This is a genomic window from Microcoleus sp. B4-C1 (genome assembly GCF_036705285.1).
Taxonomy (GTDB): Bacteria; Cyanobacteriota; Cyanobacteriia; order Cyanobacteriales; family Microcoleaceae; genus Microcoleus.
Window position 1 is genome coordinate 13,858 of record NZ_JAUBUC010000040.1, and the last position, 21,217, is coordinate 35,074.

The window sequence follows — 21,217 nt, forward strand, 5'->3', positions numbered from 1 at the left end:
TTGGGGGTCAAGTGCTTAAATTGACACGACGAAAGGCACGGCGCCGTGTCCTAATTTTGCATAACTAACGGCGATTCACTTGTAACCAAATTTCCAGCGTCACCAGCAGCCACAGCTTCAGCCCATAGCGGGGAAAAACTTCCCCACGATAGTTTAGCCACTCGCGGATTAGTGTTCGATCGACGTAAGGCGCGATCGCCGCATGACGATTCAGCAACAACGATCGCGCTTGTCGCTGCCAATCCCTCAAAAACCACTGCTGCATCGACATCACCATCCCGCTTTTCGGACGGTTGACAATGACATCGGGCAGCAAATCCGCCACAGCAGCCTTGAGCACGGCCTTTTCTTGCGCGCCCGAAAGCTTGTACTCTGGGGGAATTTGTAAACTCAGTGCCACCATCCGCGCATCGAATAGGGGCGATCGAGCTTTTAGTCCCGCCGCAGCCGTGAGATTATTCACCTTGGTCAAAATATAATCGGCTCCTTTAAACTCAATGTTGAGCCGCATCAGCCGATTCAAAAACGTCGTTTCTGTCTGTTGCAATTCCTCAGCAAAGACGGAAGGCGCATTCTTCACCTTTTCCCAAACCTCCGGCTTCAGCAAACGCGGCAAATCCACATAGCATTTTTGAAACGAAGTCAAATAAGCTGCGATCGGATCTGGTTTACCCTGAATCGAACCGTACAAACTATTCAGCAGCATCGGCTTATTTTTCGGCCCGCCAAAACACGGATCGCCACCTTCGCCATTGAGTACCACGTCTGCAAATTGCTTTGCCGATCGCCCCAACAGCAAATTGGGAACCGTCAAGCCTTCCCCCACCGGATCATCCATCGCCGCCAGCGTTTCCGGTAGCAACTCCCAAATTTGCTTTGGCGAAACTTCTAAAATATGGTGTTCAGTGCCACAATGTGCTGCGACGAGGTTGGCAAATTCAATCTCGCTGGGATAGTGAGCGCCAAAGTGCATCGAAAAAGTGTGTACCGGACGATCGTGCAGTCGCGCTGCGATCGCCGTGACGCAACTTGAATCAATACCACCGGAAAGATATGCTGCGACTGGTTCTCCCGCTGGTAGCGCTTCCTGCACCAGTTGTTCCAAAAGCGATCGCACTTGTTGACTATGCCATTCCAAAGGGCGATCGGCATTAGTAATTTGCTCCTGCGGTTCCCAGTATCTTTGCGCCTTAACATCCGGTAAATACAAGTAGCTACCAGGGCGCAACTCTCGCACCGCTTCCCACAGCGTTTGTGCTCCGGGTACAAAAGCACAGCACAAATAGTCGCGCAAAGCAACCAAATCGAGTGTGCGATCGTGATACGGATTGAGCGATCGCAGTCGGGGCGCGATCCAGCGAGTCGTTCCTGTACGGTTGTAATAGAGGGTTTTGGCTCCAACGCGATCGCGCCCCAGACACAAGGTTTTCTCCTCTCGATCCCACACTGCAAGGGCAAATTGTCCTGACAGCAAGCTCAGTGTTTTAGTACCGTACTGCTCCCATAGCCGCCCGACGATCGCCAAATCGGTCAATCCCTCGGTATCAATCTGTTGTTTGAGCATTGGGGTGCGATCGAAGCAGCAGTCACCTACCAGCACAAATCGCTGATTGGGGCTGAAGGTGGGTTCAGCTCCGATTATGGCAAAACCGGACGTTTCCCAAGTTGCAGGGTGCGATCGGGCTTCTGGGCCCCAAGCAATGACCCAATTCGGGTAGATAGACTTCTGAGTCTGCATTTTAAATAAAACATCTCCCATAATTATTGTGGAACAGGCATCTTGCCTGTTCAAAACAGGCTTTTCTACAGGTGACTATTAGCTTAAAAAATATTAGAAAGTAACTTATAAATCAACCGAAAAATAGCTGTTCCAGCGATCGCACCCAAAGCACCCAACCATCCCACAAACAACACGCCAGTGATCGGAGAATTCGGATAAATCGCACCTGCAGCCGTCTGTAAAACCGGGAAAAACCACAGCAAAGCCACAGTACCTGCACCAATAATCAACATCTCAGTTTGTTCGATCGCCCTGCGATACTGGCCGTAAATCAAACCCGCCACAATCATCCCCAACAATCCGATACTCAAGCCAGGAGAGGGCAGCAAACTCGTCAGGGCGATCGCCAGCACCCCCGCCTCAAAACCCGTAAACGCCGCCCCCGACAAAACCTCCCAAATCGAAAAAGTCGCTCTCTGCGAAGGTTGCAGCCCGGATGGAGGTGTTGCATGAACAGGCACAGGAGGCGGCTGAGTCGGTGGTAGCTGCTGAGTCGGTAGGGGAGTCGGAGTCCGTAGGGTCGGTGGCTGCACGACGATGTTAGGCTGTTGAGGCCCAGACATCAGAGCTGCTTCCACCTCACTCGCAGATTGAAACCGCTGACTGGGAGCTGATAATAACATTCGATCGAGAACATGAGCCAAACGCGAACTTACCTGCACCCGCGAATGCCAATTCCATTCGTTTCTGTAACTATCAAAAAGCTCCGTCGGCTGCAAACCACTCAGCAAAGTAATACAAGTCACAGCCAAAGCATACAAATCCGTTGCCGGATAAACTTCTTGCCCGCTCATCTGTTCTGGGGGAGCGTAACCCAAAGAATAAATACCAGTCGAAGCTTTTGCACTCCCAACACTTTGTGTTACTTGTTTAACAGCCCCAAAATCTAATAAATAAAGCCGACCATTTTTACCCCGCATAATATTAGCAGGTTTAATATCCCGGTGAATCGAACCGCGAGAGTGTACAAAATCGAGAACCTTCAAAATTTCCCGCAGCACCTCCACCGTTTCCGCCTCCGAAAACCTGCCTTTAACAGCCTGTTCATCCTCCAAATTTTTACCGTCAATAAATTCTTGAACCAGATAGAAAAACTGATCGTTTTTTCCCGGCTGCAAACTCGTAACAGTCAGCTCAAAAAAAGCCAGCAAACTCGGAATTTGGGAATGTTCGTTTCCCAGTTCTTCCAGCACCGCCGCTTCCCGTTCAAACAGAGTTTGAGCGATTTTTAGCTGGGGCGGAGTCAGACTTACCGACGGCTGCAAAAGTTTAGCAACGCACTGCCGCATCGCCGGAGTATCCCGGTCTCTGGCCAAAAACGCCGCCCCAAAACCGCCTTGACCCAACAACCTTACGGGCAAATAGCGGCCCCTCAAAATCATGGGCATCCCGCAAGCGGTGCAAAACTTTTGCTGCACCGTTTTCAGCCGCGAACTGTCATCGAGGTCGGGAAAAGAGTTTTGAGGGCGCGGGCAGCCCGGGCGGGTGCAGTAAACTTCCATTTTTGTTTGCTAAGAAGAGGGAAGAAGGAAGAGGAAAGAAGGAAAAGGGAAGAACGAAGAAAAAGTGATGGTTAAACCAGATTTCGATTTCTCAACTCACCGCGAACTGCTAACTGCCAGCGACCTAAGAGATTAACTTCCCGCCGAATTGGGAGTTGCTATTTCTATGAATCCCAAATCGAGTACCGGGGGTTCTTTCTTCTCCAGGATGGTCGAATAAGTAGCAAACTGGGGCAAAATTTCATTGCTGAAAGCCTCTGCTGCTTTAGAACGGTAGCGGTTGGGGTTGTAAATCAGCGACAAAATCCGAGTTACCAAAACTTCGTCCATTTGAGATTTGTGCAAGACGCCCATGAGCAACTCTTTTTCGATCGCCGAAACCGAGACAAAAGCAGCTCCCAGCCCCGACTGAACGGCATTTTTAATGGCTTCGATCGAATTTAGTTCCATCTCTATTTTTAAGCGGCGCGTGTCAATGCCGCAGCGAGTCAGTACCTGATCGATTACTTTGCGGATCGTAGACTGCGAATCGAGGGATATAAACTGCAATTTGTAAAGGTCTTCTTTTTGGATAGTTTCTTGTTGTACCATCGGGTGAGATGGAGGAAGAATCAGAGCCAGTTCGTCCTCAGCGTAAGGAACAATTTCTAAAGCTTCTACAAGTTCGGTAGGAATTTCTCCGCCAACAATTGCCAAATCGATTTGCCCGTTTGCCACACTCCACGCCGTGCGGCGGGTCGAGTGAACGTGAAGCTGTACTGCTACATCCGGGTACTTTTGGCGAAACATCCCGATCATCCGGGGCAGCAAATAGGTTCCCGTTGTTTGAGAAGCGCCGACGATCAAAGTACCACCTTGGAGATTTTGCAAGTCTTCCAGGGCTCGACAAGTTTCTTGGCAAAGCGATAAAATTTTCTCGCCGTAACTCAGCAGCAGGTGTCCGGCTTCGGTTAGTTGCGCCCGCCGCCCCCCCCGGTCAAACAGCGGCACGTCCAATTGTCTCTCTAAGTTTTGCACCTGCAAGCTAACTGCTGGCTGGGATACATAGAGGCTGTCCGCGGCGCGTTTGAAGCTTCCTTCAGAGGCGATCGCCTTGAGAATGCGTAACTGGTCTAAAGTGAAAGGAAGGTCAGACATATATCTAAATTGTCAGTAGGTGTAGGGGCGGGTCTTCTGTCAATCTCTGCGGTCAATCGACAAGCTGGTTCGATTTGGTGTGCAACAGTCGGAGTTGACTTCGATGCCAGTCATTTGGCTGCAACACACGCAACCTTAAAGTCAGTTGTACTCGTCCTCTGTCTGCGGTCTTTAGTTGCTATTGGGTCACTAATGACTGATGACTGATGAGTGATGACTGATAACCGCTGAATGCTCCCATAGATACTTTGTGACACAAATTGGCCGAGAATCAATAACTTTTCTTAATATTTGCAATGACGATCGACTTGGCGCTCGACTCCCACTTAGTTATTCTGGGCTTATTACTGGTTTTTGCGATCGCCCACAGCGGTTTAGCAGCCCTCCGGCCCAAAGGTGAAAAGCTGATCGGGCCGAGACTTTACCGCGTTTTGTTTGCCCTTGTCAGTTTGCCGCTAGCCGTCATTCTGATTGTCTACTTTTTCAACCACCGTTACGACGGCGTACAGCTTTGGCAAGTACAGGGATTACCCGGAGTTAAACCTGCAGTTTGGATACTTTCGGCAATTTCCTTTCTGTTTCTGTACCCAGCAACTTTCAACCTCCTAGAAATTGCCGCCGTCCAAAAGCCCCAAGTTCACCTCTACGAGACTGGCATCATTCGCATCACTCGTCACCCGCAAATGGTGGGACAAGTGATTTGGTGCGTGGCCCACACCCTGTGGATTGGCACTAGCTTTACCCTCGTCACTTCCATCGGTTTGGTAATTCACCACCTGTTCGGAGTGTGGCACGGCGACAGACGACTTCAGGCTCGTTTTGGAGAATCCTTTGAAACCATCAAATCTCGAACCTCAATCATGCCTTTTTTGGCAATCATACAAAAGCGTCAAACCCTTGATTTGCTTGAGTTTCTGCGCCCTTCCTACGTAGGTGTAGTCATTTTTACTGGTTTGCTGTGGGAAATTCATCCTTTTTTGATGCGTGTCACTAGGAACATATACTGGTAGCATGATCCCTAGGATAGAAAAAAATTATTAAATTTTGAGGGCTCATGGTGTTGTCGGTTAGCGAACGCACTTTTGCACAAGAGGTTTTTCAAGCCTCTACCCCCGTTTTAGTTCACTTTTCGGCTCCTTGGTGCGGTTTGTGCCGCGCGATCGACCCCACGCTTAAGACTTTTGAAGCACAGTGGGCAGGAAAAGTCAAGCTCGTAGGGGTGAATGCCGATCAATGTTTCAAGTTGGCCCACACTTATCGGCTGACAAGTCTGCCCACGCTGATTTTGTTTGAGGGCGATAAAGTTCGATTTAGATTGGAAGACTACCAAGGACGCGAGGAACTGCGGCGGACTCTGGATGCCTGGATGCTGGCCGCTCACGTAGTTTCCCCATCTCAACGGCTGCAACTTCAGGAAGTAGCCAACAGGTAACGGCTGCAAGTTATTCGGCTTTTAGGTAGAAATCAGAAGCAATTCCTCATTTGTCGATCGGCCACCTGAGCGCCAAATGTCGCATTCCTGAACCCCGAAACAGTGTTTTTTACAAAAATATAGTGTGAAGCGCCAGGGTATCGGTTAAAAAACCAGGTTTCTTGATTTCTTTCCGTCCAAGCTCGATTTGTCAGTCTATATTTGGGCATAGATTTAAGGCGAACTAGATCGATCGGCTCGATCGGAAAATAGGCAGTAGGTCTCAAGCGTTGTCGATCGACAACGCTTGAGAATTACAACAAGTATTTCTGCCGGGTCGCGCAGGCGTGTGTCACAATTGTTTACAGTTTTGGCCATATCTAGTAGAAACTTTAAACTACCTATCAGTCATGGAACTGCTTTATCAATACGCTTGGCTGATTCCTGTCCTGCCACTGGCAGGCGCAATGCTAGTAGGTCTAGGCTTAATCACCTTTAACCAGGCAACCAACAAACTCCGACAAGCGAATGCGATATTAATCGTGTCCGCACTCGGAGGGTCAATGGTACTCTCCTTCGCATTGCTGTGGAGTCAACTACAGGGCCACGCACCCTACACCCGCACTATTCAGTGGGCTTCTGCTGGCAACTTCTCGCTGAATATGGGCTATATCATCGACCCGCTGACGGCGGTGATGCTGGCGATCGTCACTACGGTCGCCTTTTTGGTGATGATTTACACCGACGGTTACATGGCTCACGATGACGGGTACGTGCGCTTTTACGCCTACCTGAGCATCTTCAGCGCGTCGATGTTGGGTCTGGTAATCAGCCCGAACATCGTTCAGATTTACATTTTCTGGGAACTCGTAGGTATGTGTTCGTACCTGCTAGTCGGATTTTGGTACGATCGCAAACCCGCTGCTGACGCTTGCCAAAAAGCTTTTGTCACCAACCGCGTCGGCGACTTCGGCCTACTGCTGGGCATCCTCGGCATTTACTGGGCCACCGGCAGCTTTGAATTTGAGGTGATGGGCGAACGCCTGCACTCCTTAGTCGAATCCGGTGCCCTCAGCGCGACTCTGGCGACAATCTTCGGCGTCCTGATATTTTTGGGGCCAGCAGCCAAATCTGCTCAATTCCCCCTCCACGTCTGGCTCCCAGACGCAATGGAAGGCCCGACACCGATTTCGGCCTTAATCCACGCCGCGACAATGGTAGCCGCCGGCGTATTCCTGATCGCTCGGATGTACCCGGTGTTTGAAGGGCTGCCGGCAGTCATGAATTTGATCGCCTGTACCGGCTGTTTTACGGCATTTATGGGCGCTTCGATCGCGATTACCCAAAATGACATCAAAAAAGGCCTCGCCTACTCCACCATCTCCCAACTCGGCTACATGGTGATGGCAATGGGCGTCGGCGCTTACAGTGCCGGACTTTTCCACTTGATGACACACGCTTATTTCAAAGCAATGCTGTTCCTGTGTTCAGGTTCAGTGATTCACGGGATGGAAGCAGTTGTAGGCCACAACCCTGCACTCGCTCAAGATATGCGAGTCATGGGCGGCTTGCGGAAATATATGCCGATTACCGCTAGTTGCTTTTTAATCGGAAATTTGGCAATCTGCGGAATTCCGCCCTTTGCTGGTTTTTGGTCAAAAGACGAAATCCTCGCCAGCGCCTTCTCCGCAAATCCCGCTCTGTGGGCTGTTAGCTGGTTGACGGCCGGGATGACCGCGTTTTATATGTTCCGAATGTATTTCAGCACCTTTGAGGGCGAATTCCGGGGCAATGACAGCGCCATCAAGCGGCAACTCCTGCAACCCGGTCTTGTTTTTGGCCCCGGAGCGATGAACGTTAAGGAATTGGCATCAACTGGCGACAGTCACGATGAGCACGACCATTTGCCTCACGAATCTCCTCTGACAATGGCTCTGCCGTTAGTGTTGCTGGCAGTACCTTCTGTGTTTATCGGTTTTCTCGGTACGCCGTTTGCCAATTATTTCGAGCAGTTTGTTCGCGCTCCCGGCGAGTCTCTCGAAGAAGTTTTGGAACACGCTGCTGAGTTCAATTTGACGGAATTTCTAATCATGGGCGGAAGCTCTGTAGGTATTGCTTTGCTGGGCATTACTTTGGCTTCTCTGATGTATTTGAGCCGTAAAATTGACCCAAGTGCGATCGCCCAAAAAATCAAACCGCTTTACGAGTTCTCCCTGAACAAGTGGTATCTCGACGATATCAACGATTTTCTCTTTGTCAAAGGCAGCCGCCGTTTAGCGCGGCAAGTCATGGAAGTTGATTTGCGCGTCGTCGATGGTGTCGTCAACTTAACAGGGTTTCTCACCTTGGTTAGTGGCGAAGGTTTGAAATACTTTGAGAGCGGTCGCGCTCAATTTTATGCTCTGATTGTGTTTGTCGCAGTTCTGGGTTTTGCGATCGTTTCTGGAGTCGGTTAAATCTTTAGGGAGACGGCATTGTCCATTAGTGTCAACTTTCCCGGTAAAACCGATAGTCCGACAGGGAATGAATTCCCTGTCTCAAAGCTAAAGTCCTCGCTATGAGGACTGAAGAACTCCTTAAACCTCTTATTGTGGAACAGGCATCTTGCCTGTCCAATACTGGCTTTTTTGGAGATATCTATTAGTCCTCTTGAGAGGACTTTCGCTATTAGCCAGGGAATTCATTCCCTGGCGGACTCGCCCAATTGCAGATGAGCGGCTGAAGTTGACACCAAGGGGCAATGCCATTTCTCGCCAGAAGATATTTTAAGAACGGGCATTAGCTCAATAACTCACAATTGACAATTAGCAAATAGAAATAAATCTTTCATTAAACTTAACTGTTGCGATCGCATAATTTGTCCAGATAATAGCAAAAAAAAATGTTCCGTCTAAAGAAAGTATAAAATTTAGGCTAAAATTGGCAAAATGTGTTTAAACCTAATAACTGATGGATCATTTTAAAACGCAATGGATACAGCTAACTTTCCCTGGTTAACAACAACAATTCTGTTTCCCATTGCTGCGTCCTTGCTGATTCCTTTAATTCCCGATAAGGATGGCAAGACGGTGCGGTGGTATGCCCTAATTGTGGGTTTGATCGATTTTGCCCTACTTGTTTACGCTTTTTACACTCAGTACGACTTCAGCAATCCAGATTTGCAACTGGTAGAAAGCTATACTTGGGTGCAGCAACTCGATTTGAATTGGTCGGTGGGTGCTGACGGTTTGTCGATGCCTCTGATTTTGCTGACTGGTTTTATTACTACTCTGGCTACTTTAGCTGCTTGGCCTGTCACATTTAAACCGAAGCTATTTTACTTTTTGATGCTGACAATGTACGGCGGCCAAATCGCAGTTTTTGCCGTGCAGGATATGTTGCTGTTTTTCCTGGTTTGGGAACTGGAATTAGTCCCGATTTACCTGATTTTGTCCATCTGGGGCGGCAAGAAGCGCCTCTATGCAGCAACTAAGTTTATCCTATACACCGCAGGCGGTTCGCTGTTTATTTTGCTGGGCGCGCTGACGATGGCGTTTTACGGCGATACGGTGACTTTCGATATGCGGGCGATCGCAGCTAAAGATTACGCCCCCAATGTAGAATTGCTCCTGTACACAGGTTTCTTAATAGCTTACGGCGTCAAACTGCCGATTTTTCCGCTGCACACTTGGCTCCCTGACGCTCACGGGGAAGCAACCGCACCCGCCCATATGTTGCTAGCAGGAATTCTGCTAAAAATGGGCGGTTACGCTTTACTGCGGATGAATGCGGGAATGCTCCCGGATGCTCACGCTACCTTCGCACCCATCTTGGTAATTTTGGGTGTGGTTAACATTGTTTACGCCGCCTTAACTTCTTTTGCTCAGCGCAATTTGAAGCGAAAAATTGCTTATTCTTCGATTTCGCACATGGGGTTTGTGCTGATTGGGATAGCTTCGTTTACCGATTTGGGAATTAGCGGTGCAATGCTGCAAATGGTTTCTCACGGTTTAATCGGGGCGAGTTTGTTCTTCATGGTAGGTTGCACTTACGATCGCACTCACACGCTCATGCTGGACGAAATGGGCGGTGTGGGGCAGAAAATGCGTAAGGTTTTTGCCATGTGGACTGCTTGTTCTATGGCTTCTTTGGCTTTGCCGGGAATGAGCGGTTTTGTAGCAGAATTGATGGTATTTGTGGGTTTTGCAACGAGCGATGCTTACAATCCAGTGTTTAAGGTTTGCGTGGTATTTCTAGCTGCTGTCGGGGTGATTTTGACTCCGATTTACCTGCTGTCGATGCTGCGTGAAATCTTCTACGGGCCTGAGAATAAGGAATTGTCGGAGCACGAGGAATTGGTGGATGCGGAACCGCGAGAAGTGTTTATTATTGCGGCTCTGTTAGTGCCGATTATTGGCATTGGTTTGTATCCGAAGATGCTGACTCAGGTTTACGATGCGACTACTGTACAGTTGACTGCAAAGTTGCGCGATTCTGTGCCGTCGCTTGTGGCTAAGGCTGCTGCGGATAAAACTGTCTCTCTGCGTGCTCCGGCGATCGAGCCGAGTAAGTTGTGATTTAAACTGGATTTAGGAAGAAAACCCCCAAACTTAATTTTTAAAATGGTTTGGGGGTTTTGTATATATCGGCTCGAAGTAAATCGATTAGATTGGGATTTTTAAACCGCAGATTTCAGCAGATAAACACAGATGAACGCTGATGTAATTTTCAGTATTGTCGTTCCTCAAAAAGCATAAAAGAGCATGATAGGCTATATTCGATGTTGCAACTGCAATATAATTAATAGTTGGGCAAGATAAAAAGTTTTAGCCTAAGAGGGAGACGGAAAAATGAGTGACGACATACTTGGCTCGAAAGATGCGGTCGTGCTCTCAGCGGAAAGCATGAATAGCGATGATATCCGCGCGACGATCCAATCAAATATTGACTTTGTGAATGCACTATTTGAAGAGCTTCTGAATCTCTCAGAAATTTCTCACGACGCACTCCTCAGTTACTACGTTGATTATTACCTCGGGCAGGTGAATAATGGCGGTTTTGCTCAGTTTGTCTATAACACAAGGTGGCAGCCTGCTGTCATCGCGCTAGTTAAAGAAGGCCTTGGGCAAATCGGCGCGACACAACATACCGATCTTTTTGCAAAAGGAGAGGCGCTGGTTACAGCACGAAAGACAAAGTTAGCATCGTTCTTTTCTAGTGGGTTATTCGGCGAAAATGCTGAGAGAGACAGGCTAAATGGCATAAATGAGGACTTTTATTCGATCGCACAAGAGGAGAGTCTCGAACGATTAAATGCTAACTGGTTAAAAGCGCGCCCCGGCCTGATTGTTGTAGCAGAAGATCGAATCCAACAGGAAGTCACTCGACGAGCATTGAGTATTTCCGATCGCGAGGCCCGGCTCGCCCAAGCCCGTGCTGCCGAGCCGAGATACATTAAACTGATACGAGCCTTGTGCCATGCAGCCGGCCATAAGCTTGAGCGCGTTACGGCAGGCGATACTATGAATGAGTACGGTGGCCAAAGAATACTCGCTTGGCACTTTATTACCGATAAGGGGCATCACTTTATGGTGGAGGCTGACGGGAAGGCAATGATGTTTTCTGGAAAGTCCAAGGAACAGATTGCGGAGCTGGTAGTCGTATAATTATGCAGCCAAATTAATAGTTAGGTTAATGCACTATCTTTTTTAGTCTTTACTCTTAAGTGTGCTTATTTCTATACTTGCTAGAATAAGCGATAATAAATAATATGCCATTTTCATTCTAAGAGAGTGCTAGCCATGACTGAGTTACTAGAGCGTGCGTTAGCGGAGCCCTCGAAGAGGATCGCTAAGTTGAAAACCTTGTCTGCCAGCGAGCAAGATGCGTTAGCGAAGCCCTCGAAGAGGATCGCCTCAATGATTTTGGAAGAACTTCAAGACGATCTAAGATGGGATCGAGCATTTGCGAGTTCTCCCGATGTTCTTGCTAAACTTGCAGCCTCCGCAATGGCTGAGTATCACGCAGGTAAAACCCAAAAACTCGATCCAGAAACATTGTGAATTCTCGTACTACAGCCGAATTCCGTAAATCTTTTGCGACACTGCCTTTCACAAGTTCAAGAGCAAACACGCGAGGCATATCGCCAGTTCAAGGAAAACCCAAATTATCCAAGTCTGCGTTTCAAAAAAGTGCATCCAGAGTTACCAATCTACTCTGCTAGAATCAGCAACAACTATCGAGCCGTTGGTCATTCGATTTTAGATTTTAGATTTTAGATTTTGGATTGACTTGCGCGATATCAATTCGGGGGCTTGAGGATTTTAGATTTTAGATTTTGGATTGATTCCACGGATAAATCACGTGGCGGGTACCATCAAAAAATTCTTGGTCAGTTGGATGGAGATACTGTGATTTGGTTTTGGGTTGGTTCACACGCAGAGTACGACAGGTTGCTATCTCAGTTATAATGGTTATTTCATCCACTTTAGTTTAACTTTATCAGAACGTTCACTGCGGTTGTTGAAAAAGACCATGAAACTGCTTTTGAGCTTTATACGGAGGCATTTTTATGTTGAACGTGACAGTTGACGAAATTCAGCGCGATCCTTCAAAGTATCTGCGTCAAGTGGAGGCTGGTGCAACTTTTGTTATCCTGCAAGCAGATAAGCCGATCGCCGAACTCAGACCTATTTCTAGCAGCAAGCAATTACGACCATTCGGTTTGTGTACAGGCGAGTTTACCGTTCCAGATGATTTCGATGCTCCTTTGCCAGAAGATATCCTCAGTGCATTTGAAGGTAAATGAAGATTCTGCTAGATACCCACATATAGCAATCCTAAATGATTCGTGTAATTCTTGTAGGGGCAAACCCCCCGTGGTTGCCCCGATGCAGGCTGGGGTAGGCACGGGGAGTAGGGGTAGCACTACCCCTACATATTTTTACAAATGATTTAGGATTGCTATATTTTTATGGTTCATCAGTGGTGACGCCCAGTTATCAACAGATGTTCGAGATGCAATTCGCGCTCCAGATAATGAGGTCTATTTGAGTGCAGTTTCAGTCTGGGAAGCAATTGTCAAGTACCAGTTGGGTAAGTTACCTCTACCGGAGCATCCCGCAACATATTTACCCAAACAGCGCTATCTTCATCAAATTGTCAGTCTTGCTCTTCATGAAAGTAGCGTAGCTCAACGGGCTAAACTGCCACTATTACATCGCGATCCATTTGACACAATGCTTATTTGTCAAGCTTGACAGAATGGTCTGACTATTGCGACATTGGTGATGAATTATAAGCGTGCAGATAGCTAGATTTAGTGACATTTTTAGCACCACTCTTGAGCGCACACAGCACTTGCAGCCAACAAAGCGTGGTTAGAGTTGACGCAATCTGTCGAGGTTTTTTAACTGTTGTGACTGTTCTTGCAATCGAGTTTCGAGCTTCTGACACACAAGTTCGCATAAATCAAAAATCATTGGGTCAGTGATTTGATAGTAAACACTGACTCCCTGCTGCTGCCGTTGAACGATGCCTGCCTGGGTCAAAATCTTGAGGTGCTTGGAAACATTGGCTTGCCCCAGCCCTGTTTCTTCAATGATTTCAGTGACATTTTTAGCACCACTCTTAAGCGCGCACAGCAATTGCAGGCGGCTAAGCTCTGATAAAACTTTGAAGTAGTCAGCCACCTGAGCGAGAGCGGAAACTGGGATTTGAGACATAAGCAGGAGTGAATAGATTTTGAGCGAGACTTGTTTTTTAGACAATACTACTATATAGTAATATTATCAGTAAATATGTAATGAGAGGCTGATGCCTATGCTGTTTCGTCAACTTTTTGACCGGGAAAGCAGTACCTATACTTATCTGATTGCCGATCGCGCTTCCGCAGAAGCCCTATTGGTCGATTCAGTGTTGGAACAGGTGGAGCGAGATATCAAATTGCTGAAAGAACTGGGTTTGACATTGCGTTATTGCTTGGAAACTCATGTTCATGCCGATCACATTACCAGCGCGTCTCAACTGCGGGAAGCAACAGGCTGTGTGAGTGTGGTTCCAGCCCAAGCACAGGTTAACTGTGCAGACCGTTTTATCCATCCAGGGGAAACGCTACAGCTTGGAACTGTGGAAGTGCAGGCGATCGCCACGCCAGGACACACAGATAGCCACATGGCATACCTCGTCAATGGAAGTCACTTGCTGACCGGGGATGCGTTATTGATCCGTGGCTGTGGACGCACGGATTTTCAAAGCGGGGACGCCGGAACCTTGTTTGATTCAGTTACTCAAAGATTATTTACCTTGCCTGATTCTACCTCGATCTATCCAGGACACGACTATCGCGGGCAAACTGTTTCTTCCATTGAGGAAGAAAAACGCTGGAACCCTAGGTTTACAGGGCGCAGTCGGGATGAGTTTATTCAATTTATGAATGCACTGAATCTGCCCAACCCTCAAAAAATGATGGAAGCCGTGCCAGCTAATGAACGGTGTGGCAACCTCACCTCAATTTCTGCCTAGACCTTTGATCTATTTTATTTGGAGTACAACTATGACACTGACTAACGATTCTCAACTTCAAGAAATTGATGCTCAAACCTTGAAACAATTGCTTGAGGAAAACGCCGTAACTTTAGTGGATGTTCGGGAATCTGCCGAATATGCAACTGAACGTATTCCCGGCGCAAAATTGCATCCACTGTCACAATTCGATCCACTTCAAGTACGACCGTCTGAGGGACAAAAACTCGTTCTCTACTGTCAATCTGGAAATCGCTCTGCCAAAGCCGCCAGACAATGTTTAGACGCAGGATTCAATTCTGTGATTCATCTGCGTGGTGGAATTCCTACTTGGAAAAATGCAGGCTATCCGATTGAAAAAAGTCAAAATGCGCCGATTAGCTTGTTTCGGCAAGTGCAGATTGTTGCAGGCTCATTGGTTTTTGTGGGAACAGTTTTAGGGGTATTTGTCTCACCTAATTTTTTACTTCTGAGTGGATTTGTGGGTGCTGGCTTAGTGTTTGCTGGAATCACTAACACCTGTGCGATGGGAATGCTACTGGCAAAGTTACCTTACAACCAACAAGCCGGAAATAAACGATGATCTGGATAATTGGACATTTCCTGGCAGTTGGTATTGGTGTGAGTTTAGGCTTATTGGGCGGTGGTGGTTCTGTGCTAGCACTGCCTGTGCTGGTTTATGTGATGGGTGTTGCGCCTAAACCTGCGATCGCCATGACTTTGATTATTGTCGGGACTGTTAGCTTATTGGGCAGCATTCCCCATGGGCGGCGCGGTAATCTTAATCTCAAAACCGCAGTAATTTTTGGAACTGCAACCATGTTGGGGGCTTACCTCGGTGCAAGAATTGCGACGCTGCCGTTCATTACCAGCGCATTCCAGATGACCCTATTTGGATTGTCGATGCTGATTGCCGCAGGCTTGATGATTTATCGCACCACCTTGTCAAAGACGGTAGTATCTAGTAAGGATGAGCTAGAGGCTATCGAGTACGTCAAACCTGTTTGCAAATACTGCTGGCTATGGCTGATGACTGAAGGGATTGCAGTAGGGATTTTGACAGGATTAGTCGGTGTGGGTGGCGGGTTTGCGATCGTCCCTGCCTTGGTTTTATTGGGAAACGTACCCATGCGACAGGCGATAGGGACTTCTCTGCTAATTATTGCGTGTAATTCGGTCGCGGGTTTGCTAGGTTATTTAGGGCATATTTCCTTAGACTGGAATCTCACGGTTTCATTCACCTTTTTAGCTGGATGCGGAACGGTGATTGGGGCTTATCTTGCACAGTTTATTCCAGCGCAACAACTTCAAAAAGGCTTCGGTTACTTTCTGCTAGTAGTCGCCACATTCGTATTAGTCCAAAATCGTGATAGCTTACAGGGAATCAAAAAGTCATCTGCTGACGAGCCACCTCACAACGCACTCTCTTCAAACGGACGGGAGATGTCGGCTGTGATGCCGAGGTAATCTGCCACCACTCATCTTAGCCCTTAGATCGCGATCGCCCTATTCAATACTTCAAAATTACCACTAGATCGATCGCCCTTCAATTCAATGCGTTAGCGAAGCTTGCAGAAGAGGATCGCTCTTAGGGTTTCTAGCCTTAAGTTTATTGGTGAGTGTTCTGCATCAAGTTGGATGGAGACATTTTTACGGTTGGCAAATTATATTTTGTCGCCGAAAGCTGTGCAACCATTTCTGCACGAGACGAAACCTCAAGCTTACGGAACATTCGCTTCAAAGCTTGCTTTACTGAATTCTCAGTAATCCAAAGTTCCCTCCCGATTCCTGCGTTGGTTCGCCCCAAAGCAACCAATTCGGCAATTTGCAATTCACGAGGCGTTAGGCGTGAGGTCTTGAAAGGTTGGTGCTGCGATTCCCTACGGGATAGCTTCGCCGCGCGTACTGTTGCAGCCCAAACAGACAAATGCAAACAGATCGCACTCAAATCCGCTAGATTTTCTGTATCGAAAGCGGGCATTGAGCGATCGCGCGTACAACCCACTACACCCATTAATTGACCGCGACTGACAATCGGCCCCGCCATCACGTGCCAATGATCGGGTCGGGGACAAATTATTGTCCAAACCTTGGGTGATGCCACCAATGCTTCATGGACAGGAGCGTGACGTTCCGCTAAATAACGCACAACAGGATTATGTTCGATCGATAGCGCAACTTTCAATGTTTTCTGAAAATTGCTATCGGCTAAAGGAAGTCCATCGAAGAAAAAGATTCCCGATCTTTTAGCTGCAAAATACTCACCGATTTTGGGCACGATTTGCGATCGCAGCTCTTGTTCATCCTTCACCTGGTCGATCGCTTCAAATAAAAGCTGCAAGGGACTTGTCATGCTCATGGTGTCAACCGATTTTAGATTTTAGATTTTAGATTTTAGATTTTAGAATTGACCCCACGGAGGAATCTGGGGGCTTGTAACCAAATTGCTTGAGTGTCAATCGATTTTAGATTTTAGAATTGACCCCACGGATCAATTCGGGGGATCCTTTATCGGATACAGGTTTTTGATTTCTCCACGGATGAATCTGGGGGCTTGTAACCAAATTGCTTGAGTGTCAAAAAGAGTACCCGATCGAGGTCTGGAAGCATGGCAATACTCAGTTTATATTACCTTTATAATCTCAAAAACAACTTGACATGATAACAAGTTTGGAAACCGAGTCCGATCGCACTCCCACACGTGGGATACTCATCAGCTTTTATGTGACTTCAATCATCTTTAATGTCTGCTTGATTGCTCAGTTATTAACGGTTGGAGTTGCCTACTTCCATAATCCTGCATGGTGGAATATTCATGTTTGGTTCGTGCGAGAGTACAGTGGGCTGTCATTAGTATTACTGGGATGGTCGTTAATCGCCCCATTCTCACGCAGAATACGACATCTCGCCGCCAGTTTGCCAATCCTGCTTGGACTACAATTTTCCAGCATTCATCTCAAAAGTCCTCTTCACCTAGAGATACTGCATCCTCTAATTGGATTTACGTTACTCTATGTTTCTTCAAGCCTTGTACATCGTATATCGTCTACTTTATCGTTCAGCAACTATCACAATAATCAAATTTGAGAGGTATAAATGACGCAAGATACAATTTTCAGTCCCTTCTTTGCAACAGTGTTTCTAACATTCCTAGTCTGGGTGTATATGTACATCCGCCGTATCAGTTTTATCACCAATATAAAGCTCAGCCCAAAAGAGCTTGCTGTACCGGGTACACTGGCACAAATTTCGCCACCCAGCGTATCCAATCCATCGGATAATCTAAAAAACCTGTTCGAGGTTCCGGTACTTTTCTATGCGCTTGTCCTATATCTGTTCATCACAAAGCAGGTGGATACAGTGTATGTGAACGCCGCGTGGGTATTCGTTGTGTTTCGCACATTGCATAGTGCTGTCCATTGCACATTCAATCTCATCATACTTCGGTTCTACCTCTACCTATTTGCCACGCTCGCGGTGTGGTTCATCGCGATCCGCGCAGCACTTATCCACTTTGGCACAATCAATTAACCTCGTTCAAATGAGGTAGAAGTTATCAAAAGTTGCCGAACAATGAGCGTGCAGCGGAAAGCCTACCCTGTTTCTGCGTGTATGTTTGGGGTCTTGCGGGGCTGTCTGCCACTGAACCGAGTCGTTAGGTCGCGATCGCAATACCCCATACTTTAAAATTACCAGTAGAGCGATCGCGCCGGAGCAAGTTTTGAAGCGATGCGCTAAAATCCTGTTCAGATAGCTATTATAGATTAATCATGAAGATTAAGGCGAAATATGTTGCTGGCAAAGGACTCGGCAAAATGTTTGAGCGACATGGTTGGTCGCTAAAAATAACCGCTTTGTCTCGTTAGAAGGCTCTTTTGCTATCCATCCCTAATTATTCAATCCACCGGGTTGTATTAATCAATACAATTGAAAAAAGCCAAGCATTTTTAGAGCCATGAAAGGGTTGATTCAATATCTTTACGAAATCAAATTAGATAAAGCTATTCTCTGGTGCTATCTCATTTGGTATATTATAGTAGTTTGTTTTCATTTCGATCCTTCGGTCAAGATATGGCTCAATTCAATTGGTATAAGTGCTGTAATCGGTACGGGTCTGATGCTAAGTGTTTCTTCTAGTAAAGGCAAAAGAGATCATTGGCAGGCATTCAGGTTATATCTCATGCCATTTTGTGTCTCCAGCTTCTCTGCCTTAATTAAAGATGAGGGATTTATCATATTTATCTCACCAAATATCACCGAAACAATAGTGTCAATATCATGCTGTTGTCTATTTTTATTACTTATTTTAGTGATCAAAATATTCAAGAATAAAGTTATTTAGCGGAACTAAAAAATTGGTGAAAGCAGCATAAATATGACATTTTAGGTTAAAATTTCCCCGATCGCCTTTAAAGACGATCGAGCTTGTAGAACTCTTACACCCCGATCAAGCGATGGAATTGCTTATTGAAATCGCTTTCTTAGTTTATAGTCGGATAGTTCTTTGAGTGCGATCGCTTTTTGGTTTGGGCGATCGCCAAGTTGTACTATACTGGATTCTGTAAAGCAATTACCAAGATCCCCAGACGAATATCGGCGGTAAGCGGGTTGGTAAAATCGGTCGATAAGGCTGGCATTTTTTGCCCTCAAATCACTTTATTTGGATTAATTGGCGTTTTAAATTCTGCCTTCTACTTTCTCCCTTGGGGCTACACAAGCAGGGGGTAATGCCCTCCCTACCGTCAATTGTCAATAATTAATTATGAATTGTTAGTCTTCCTGGAGGAAGCCAAAAAGATATATCATCATCTTAACCGGATCATTTCTTCCCAGATATGTTCTACTGTTCTAATCCCAGATGTTCTAATCCTTTCAATCCAGACAACTCTAAATTTTGTCAAAGTTGCGGCAAGTCCGACCTCACGCCTCTCTTCAGAAACCGCTACCGCGTGATTCGACTGTTGGGCGAAGGGGGATTTGGCAGAACTTACGAAGCGGTAGATACGGATCGCATGGACGATCCCTGCGTAATTAAGCAGTTTGTACCCCAATTTCAAGGAACCTCAGCACTTGAAAAAGCCGCACAATTGTTTAAAGAAGAAGCGAAACGACTTTACGAACTCGGCGAACATCCCCAAATTCCTCGATTAATTGCTTATTTTGAACAAGACAAGCGACTTTATTTAGTACAAGAGTTGATTGAGGGGCAAACTTTACTAGCAGAATTAACTCAGCAGGGCGTTTTTAGCGAAGAAAAAATTTGGCAGTTGTTGGCAGATGTACTGCCGATTTTGAAATTTGTGCACGATCGCAATGTCATTCACCGAGACATCAAACTTGAGAATATCATGCGGCGCCGCACCTCTGTTAGCTCATCCCTACCAAAGGCGGGAAAATTTCGGAATTCAGCTTTCCGAAGGGGAGGCCGGGGAGAGTTAGTTTTGATAGATTTCGGCATTTCTAAACAAGTGACGGGCTCGCTGATGAGCAAAGTAGGCACGACGGTAGGAACGCCCGGATATTCGCCTGTAGAACAAATGCGCGGTCAAGTTTTTCCCGGCAGCGATTTGTACAGTTTGGGAATAACTTGTCTGAGACTACTAACTCAATGTTTGCCAAAAATTGACGGTTCCGATGACCTTTATGACCCGATAAACGGCGGCTGGATGTGGAGAGAACGGTTGCCAGCCGGCACAAAAATCAGCAGCGAGTTGGCAAATGTTTTAGATAAATTAATTCAAGATTATCTCAAAAATAGATATCAATCTGCTGATGAAGTAATCAAAGCTTTAAATCTCTATTCTTTACCTCCCCAACCCCATTGTGCCAATGGAGGACAACTTGCTCTAAATTCTTTTCGGACAAAGGGAGGACAACTTGCCATCAATACCCCGCTCAATCAAAGCGGGCAAATTAATAGCAATATCTCTGTCAATCCGAGGGAAAAATCTAACACCAATCCGCCTCCGAACAAGGCAGCACAGAGAATTTCCGCTGTCAAAAGCACTTTTGAATTTCAGGTGGTGACAGTAGACAAGCGCGGGAAGCCAACTAATGTTAACAGCGGCCAAGCGCGTTTTTTTGAAGAACATCTTGGTAGCAGTACAATGCTGGAAATGGTATCTGTTCCTGGCGGTACTTTCCTCATGGGTTCTCCAAAAGATCGGGGTGACAGCGACGAAAAACCTCAGCACCCAGTAACTTTAGGCTCTTTCTATATTAGCAAATTTCCAGTCACTCAGGCCCAGTGGACAGCAGTGGCGGCGCTGCCGGAAATTAAAATGTTTCTCAATCCCGATGCTGCCCGTTTTAAAGGTGCAAATCGACCTGTAGAAAATGTATCTTGGTACGAGGCTGTGGAGTTTTGCGATCGACTTTCTCGCAAAACTGGTAAGAATTATCGCTTGCCTAGCGAAGCCCAATGGGAATATGCTTGCCGGGGGCAAACTACGGGGCCGTTTCATTTTGGGGAAACGATTACCAGCGAGTTAGCAAATTACAACGGAAATTCTAATTACGCTGACGCGCCGAAGGGAGTTTATCGCTTTCAAACGACAGATGTTGGCAGTTTTAAACCTAATGCTTTTGGATTGTACGATTTCCACGGAAATGTTTGGGAATGGTGCGCGGATTCTTGGCACAATAATTATAACGGTGCGCCTGCGGATGGTAGCGTTTGGGAGTCCGACGGGGAGTCTTCGCTGAGGTTGTTGCGGGGCGGTTCTTGGAACGATCATCCTCCGAATTGTCGCAGCGCGTGTCGCCTCAGATATCAGCCGGATTGTAAGGCTAGTATTGTGGGTTTTCGAGTGGTTGTTTCTGTTGTTTAATCTTGTCTCCGCACAGAGAAACCCGGTTTCTTGAAGAAACCGGGTTTCTGAATGG

At 46.8% G+C, this 21,217-nt stretch carries 20 protein-coding genes; 15 read left to right on the forward strand and 5 right to left on the reverse strand.

The window, feature by feature from the left end:
• Window positions 1-64 precede the first annotated feature (64 nt).
• From QUB26_RS17135 to QUB26_RS17145, 3 genes are all read right to left on the reverse strand, one after another.
• Window positions 65-1,792 (reverse strand): asparagine synthase-related protein, encoded by a 1,728-nt coding sequence (locus QUB26_RS17135; protein ID WP_333318966.1) that lies wholly within the window; start codon window positions 1,790-1,792, stop codon window positions 65-67.
• A 29-nt stretch (window positions 1,793-1,821) separates the two neighbouring features.
• Window positions 1,822-3,282 (reverse strand): serine/threonine-protein kinase, encoded by a 1,461-nt coding sequence (locus tag QUB26_RS17140; RefSeq protein ID WP_333242688.1) that lies wholly within the window; start codon window positions 3,280-3,282, stop codon window positions 1,822-1,824.
• Window positions 3,283-3,414: 132 nt separating this feature from the next.
• Window positions 3,415-4,419, reverse strand: coding sequence for a LysR family transcriptional regulator (locus QUB26_RS17145; protein ID WP_333242691.1), 1,005 nt, complete (start codon window positions 4,417-4,419; stop codon window positions 3,415-3,417).
• Window positions 4,420-4,715: 296 nt separating this feature from the next.
• Here QUB26_RS17145 and QUB26_RS17150 point away from each other — a divergent pair, with 296 nt between their 5' ends.
• The 9 genes from QUB26_RS17150 (at window position 4,716) to QUB26_RS17185 (ending at window position 13,068) form a co-directional block, all read left to right on the forward strand.
• Window positions 4,716-5,429, forward strand: a complete 714-nt coding sequence (locus tag QUB26_RS17150; RefSeq protein ID WP_333318968.1) for an NnrU family protein — start codon at window positions 4,716-4,718, stop codon at window positions 5,427-5,429.
• Window positions 5,430-5,473: 44 nt separating this feature from the next.
• Window positions 5,474-5,851: a thioredoxin family protein gene (locus tag QUB26_RS17155; RefSeq protein WP_333242698.1), complete on the forward strand. Its 378-nt coding sequence runs from the start codon at window positions 5,474-5,476 to the stop codon at window positions 5,849-5,851.
• Window positions 5,852-6,240: 389 nt separating this feature from the next.
• Entirely contained in the window at window positions 6,241-8,286 is a 2,046-nt protein-coding gene (locus QUB26_RS17160) for an NAD(P)H-quinone oxidoreductase subunit 5 (protein ID WP_333246321.1), read from the forward strand.
• A 513-nt stretch (window positions 8,287-8,799) separates the two neighbouring features.
• Window positions 8,800-10,386, forward strand: coding sequence for a photosynthetic/respiratory NAD(P)H-quinone oxidoreductase subunit D1 (gene ndhD1, locus QUB26_RS17165; protein WP_445299615.1), 1,587 nt, complete (start codon window positions 8,800-8,802; stop codon window positions 10,384-10,386).
• A gap of 273 nt (window positions 10,387-10,659) precedes the next feature.
• Window positions 10,660-11,475 (forward strand): DMP19 family protein, encoded by an 816-nt coding sequence (locus QUB26_RS17170; RefSeq protein WP_333246320.1) that lies wholly within the window; start codon window positions 10,660-10,662, stop codon window positions 11,473-11,475.
• A 135-nt stretch (window positions 11,476-11,610) separates the two neighbouring features.
• The gene (locus QUB26_RS17175) at window positions 11,611-11,871 is read left to right on the forward strand and encodes a hypothetical protein (RefSeq protein ID WP_333318970.1); all 261 of its coding nucleotides are present in this window, start codon (window positions 11,611-11,613) and stop codon (window positions 11,869-11,871) included.
• Window positions 11,872-11,904: 33 nt separating this feature from the next.
• Entirely contained in the window at window positions 11,905-12,087 is a 183-nt protein-coding gene (locus QUB26_RS32025) for a ParE family toxin-like protein (RefSeq protein ID WP_445299395.1), read from the forward strand.
• Window positions 12,088-12,380: 293 nt separating this feature from the next.
• A complete protein-coding gene (locus QUB26_RS17180) occupies window positions 12,381-12,617 on the forward strand; it encodes a type II toxin-antitoxin system Phd/YefM family antitoxin (protein WP_333246316.1) in 237 nt (78 codons plus the stop codon).
• 241 nt (window positions 12,618-12,858) lie between these two features.
• Complete coding sequence (locus QUB26_RS17185; RefSeq protein WP_333246314.1) at window positions 12,859-13,068, forward strand: hypothetical protein; 210 nt, start codon at window positions 12,859-12,861, stop codon at window positions 13,066-13,068.
• A 120-nt stretch (window positions 13,069-13,188) separates the two neighbouring features.
• On the opposite strand, the gene QUB26_RS17190 is transcribed toward QUB26_RS17185, so the two are convergent.
• Entirely contained in the window at window positions 13,189-13,533 is a 345-nt protein-coding gene (locus QUB26_RS17190) for a metalloregulator ArsR/SmtB family transcription factor (protein ID WP_333054392.1), read from the reverse strand.
• Between the two features lie 97 nt (window positions 13,534-13,630).
• On the opposite strand from QUB26_RS17190, the gene QUB26_RS17195 reads away from it, so the two are divergent.
• The 3 genes from QUB26_RS17195 to QUB26_RS17205 are packed head-to-tail and all read left to right on the forward strand — an operon-like array spanning window position 13,631 to window position 15,799.
• Window positions 13,631-14,332, forward strand: a complete 702-nt coding sequence (locus QUB26_RS17195; RefSeq protein ID WP_333054391.1) for an MBL fold metallo-hydrolase — start codon at window positions 13,631-13,633, stop codon at window positions 14,330-14,332.
• A gap of 31 nt (window positions 14,333-14,363) precedes the next feature.
• Window positions 14,364-14,915 carry a rhodanese-like domain-containing protein gene (locus QUB26_RS17200; RefSeq protein ID WP_333318972.1) on the forward strand — a complete coding sequence of 184 codons (552 nt, stop codon included), beginning with the start codon at window positions 14,364-14,366 and terminating at the stop codon, window positions 14,913-14,915.
• A complete protein-coding gene (locus QUB26_RS17205) occupies window positions 14,912-15,799 on the forward strand; it encodes a sulfite exporter TauE/SafE family protein (RefSeq protein WP_333054388.1) in 888 nt (295 codons plus the stop codon). The genes QUB26_RS17200 and QUB26_RS17205 overlap by 4 nt, the downstream gene beginning before the upstream one ends.
• 142 nt (window positions 15,800-15,941) lie before the next feature.
• Here the strand turns inward: QUB26_RS17205 and QUB26_RS17210 are convergent, their stop codons facing one another.
• Window positions 15,942-16,691 (reverse strand): LuxR C-terminal-related transcriptional regulator, encoded by a 750-nt coding sequence (locus QUB26_RS17210; RefSeq protein WP_333302691.1) that lies wholly within the window; start codon window positions 16,689-16,691, stop codon window positions 15,942-15,944.
• Between the two features lie 299 nt (window positions 16,692-16,990).
• On the opposite strand from QUB26_RS17210, the gene QUB26_RS17215 reads away from it, so the two are divergent.
• From QUB26_RS17215 to QUB26_RS17225, 3 genes are all read left to right on the forward strand, one after another.
• Entirely contained in the window at window positions 16,991-17,419 is a 429-nt protein-coding gene (locus QUB26_RS17215; RefSeq protein ID WP_333242728.1) for a DUF6220 domain-containing protein, read from the forward strand.
• A gap of 9 nt (window positions 17,420-17,428) precedes the next feature.
• Window positions 17,429-17,863, forward strand: coding sequence for an MAPEG family protein (locus tag QUB26_RS17220; protein ID WP_333242731.1), 435 nt, complete (start codon window positions 17,429-17,431; stop codon window positions 17,861-17,863).
• A gap of 1,304 nt (window positions 17,864-19,167) precedes the next feature.
• On the forward strand, window positions 19,168-21,162 hold the full coding sequence (locus QUB26_RS17225; protein WP_333242734.1) for a bifunctional serine/threonine-protein kinase/formylglycine-generating enzyme family protein: 1,995 nt from the start codon (window positions 19,168-19,170) through the stop codon (window positions 21,160-21,162).
• Window positions 21,163-21,217: the final 55 nt, after the last annotated feature.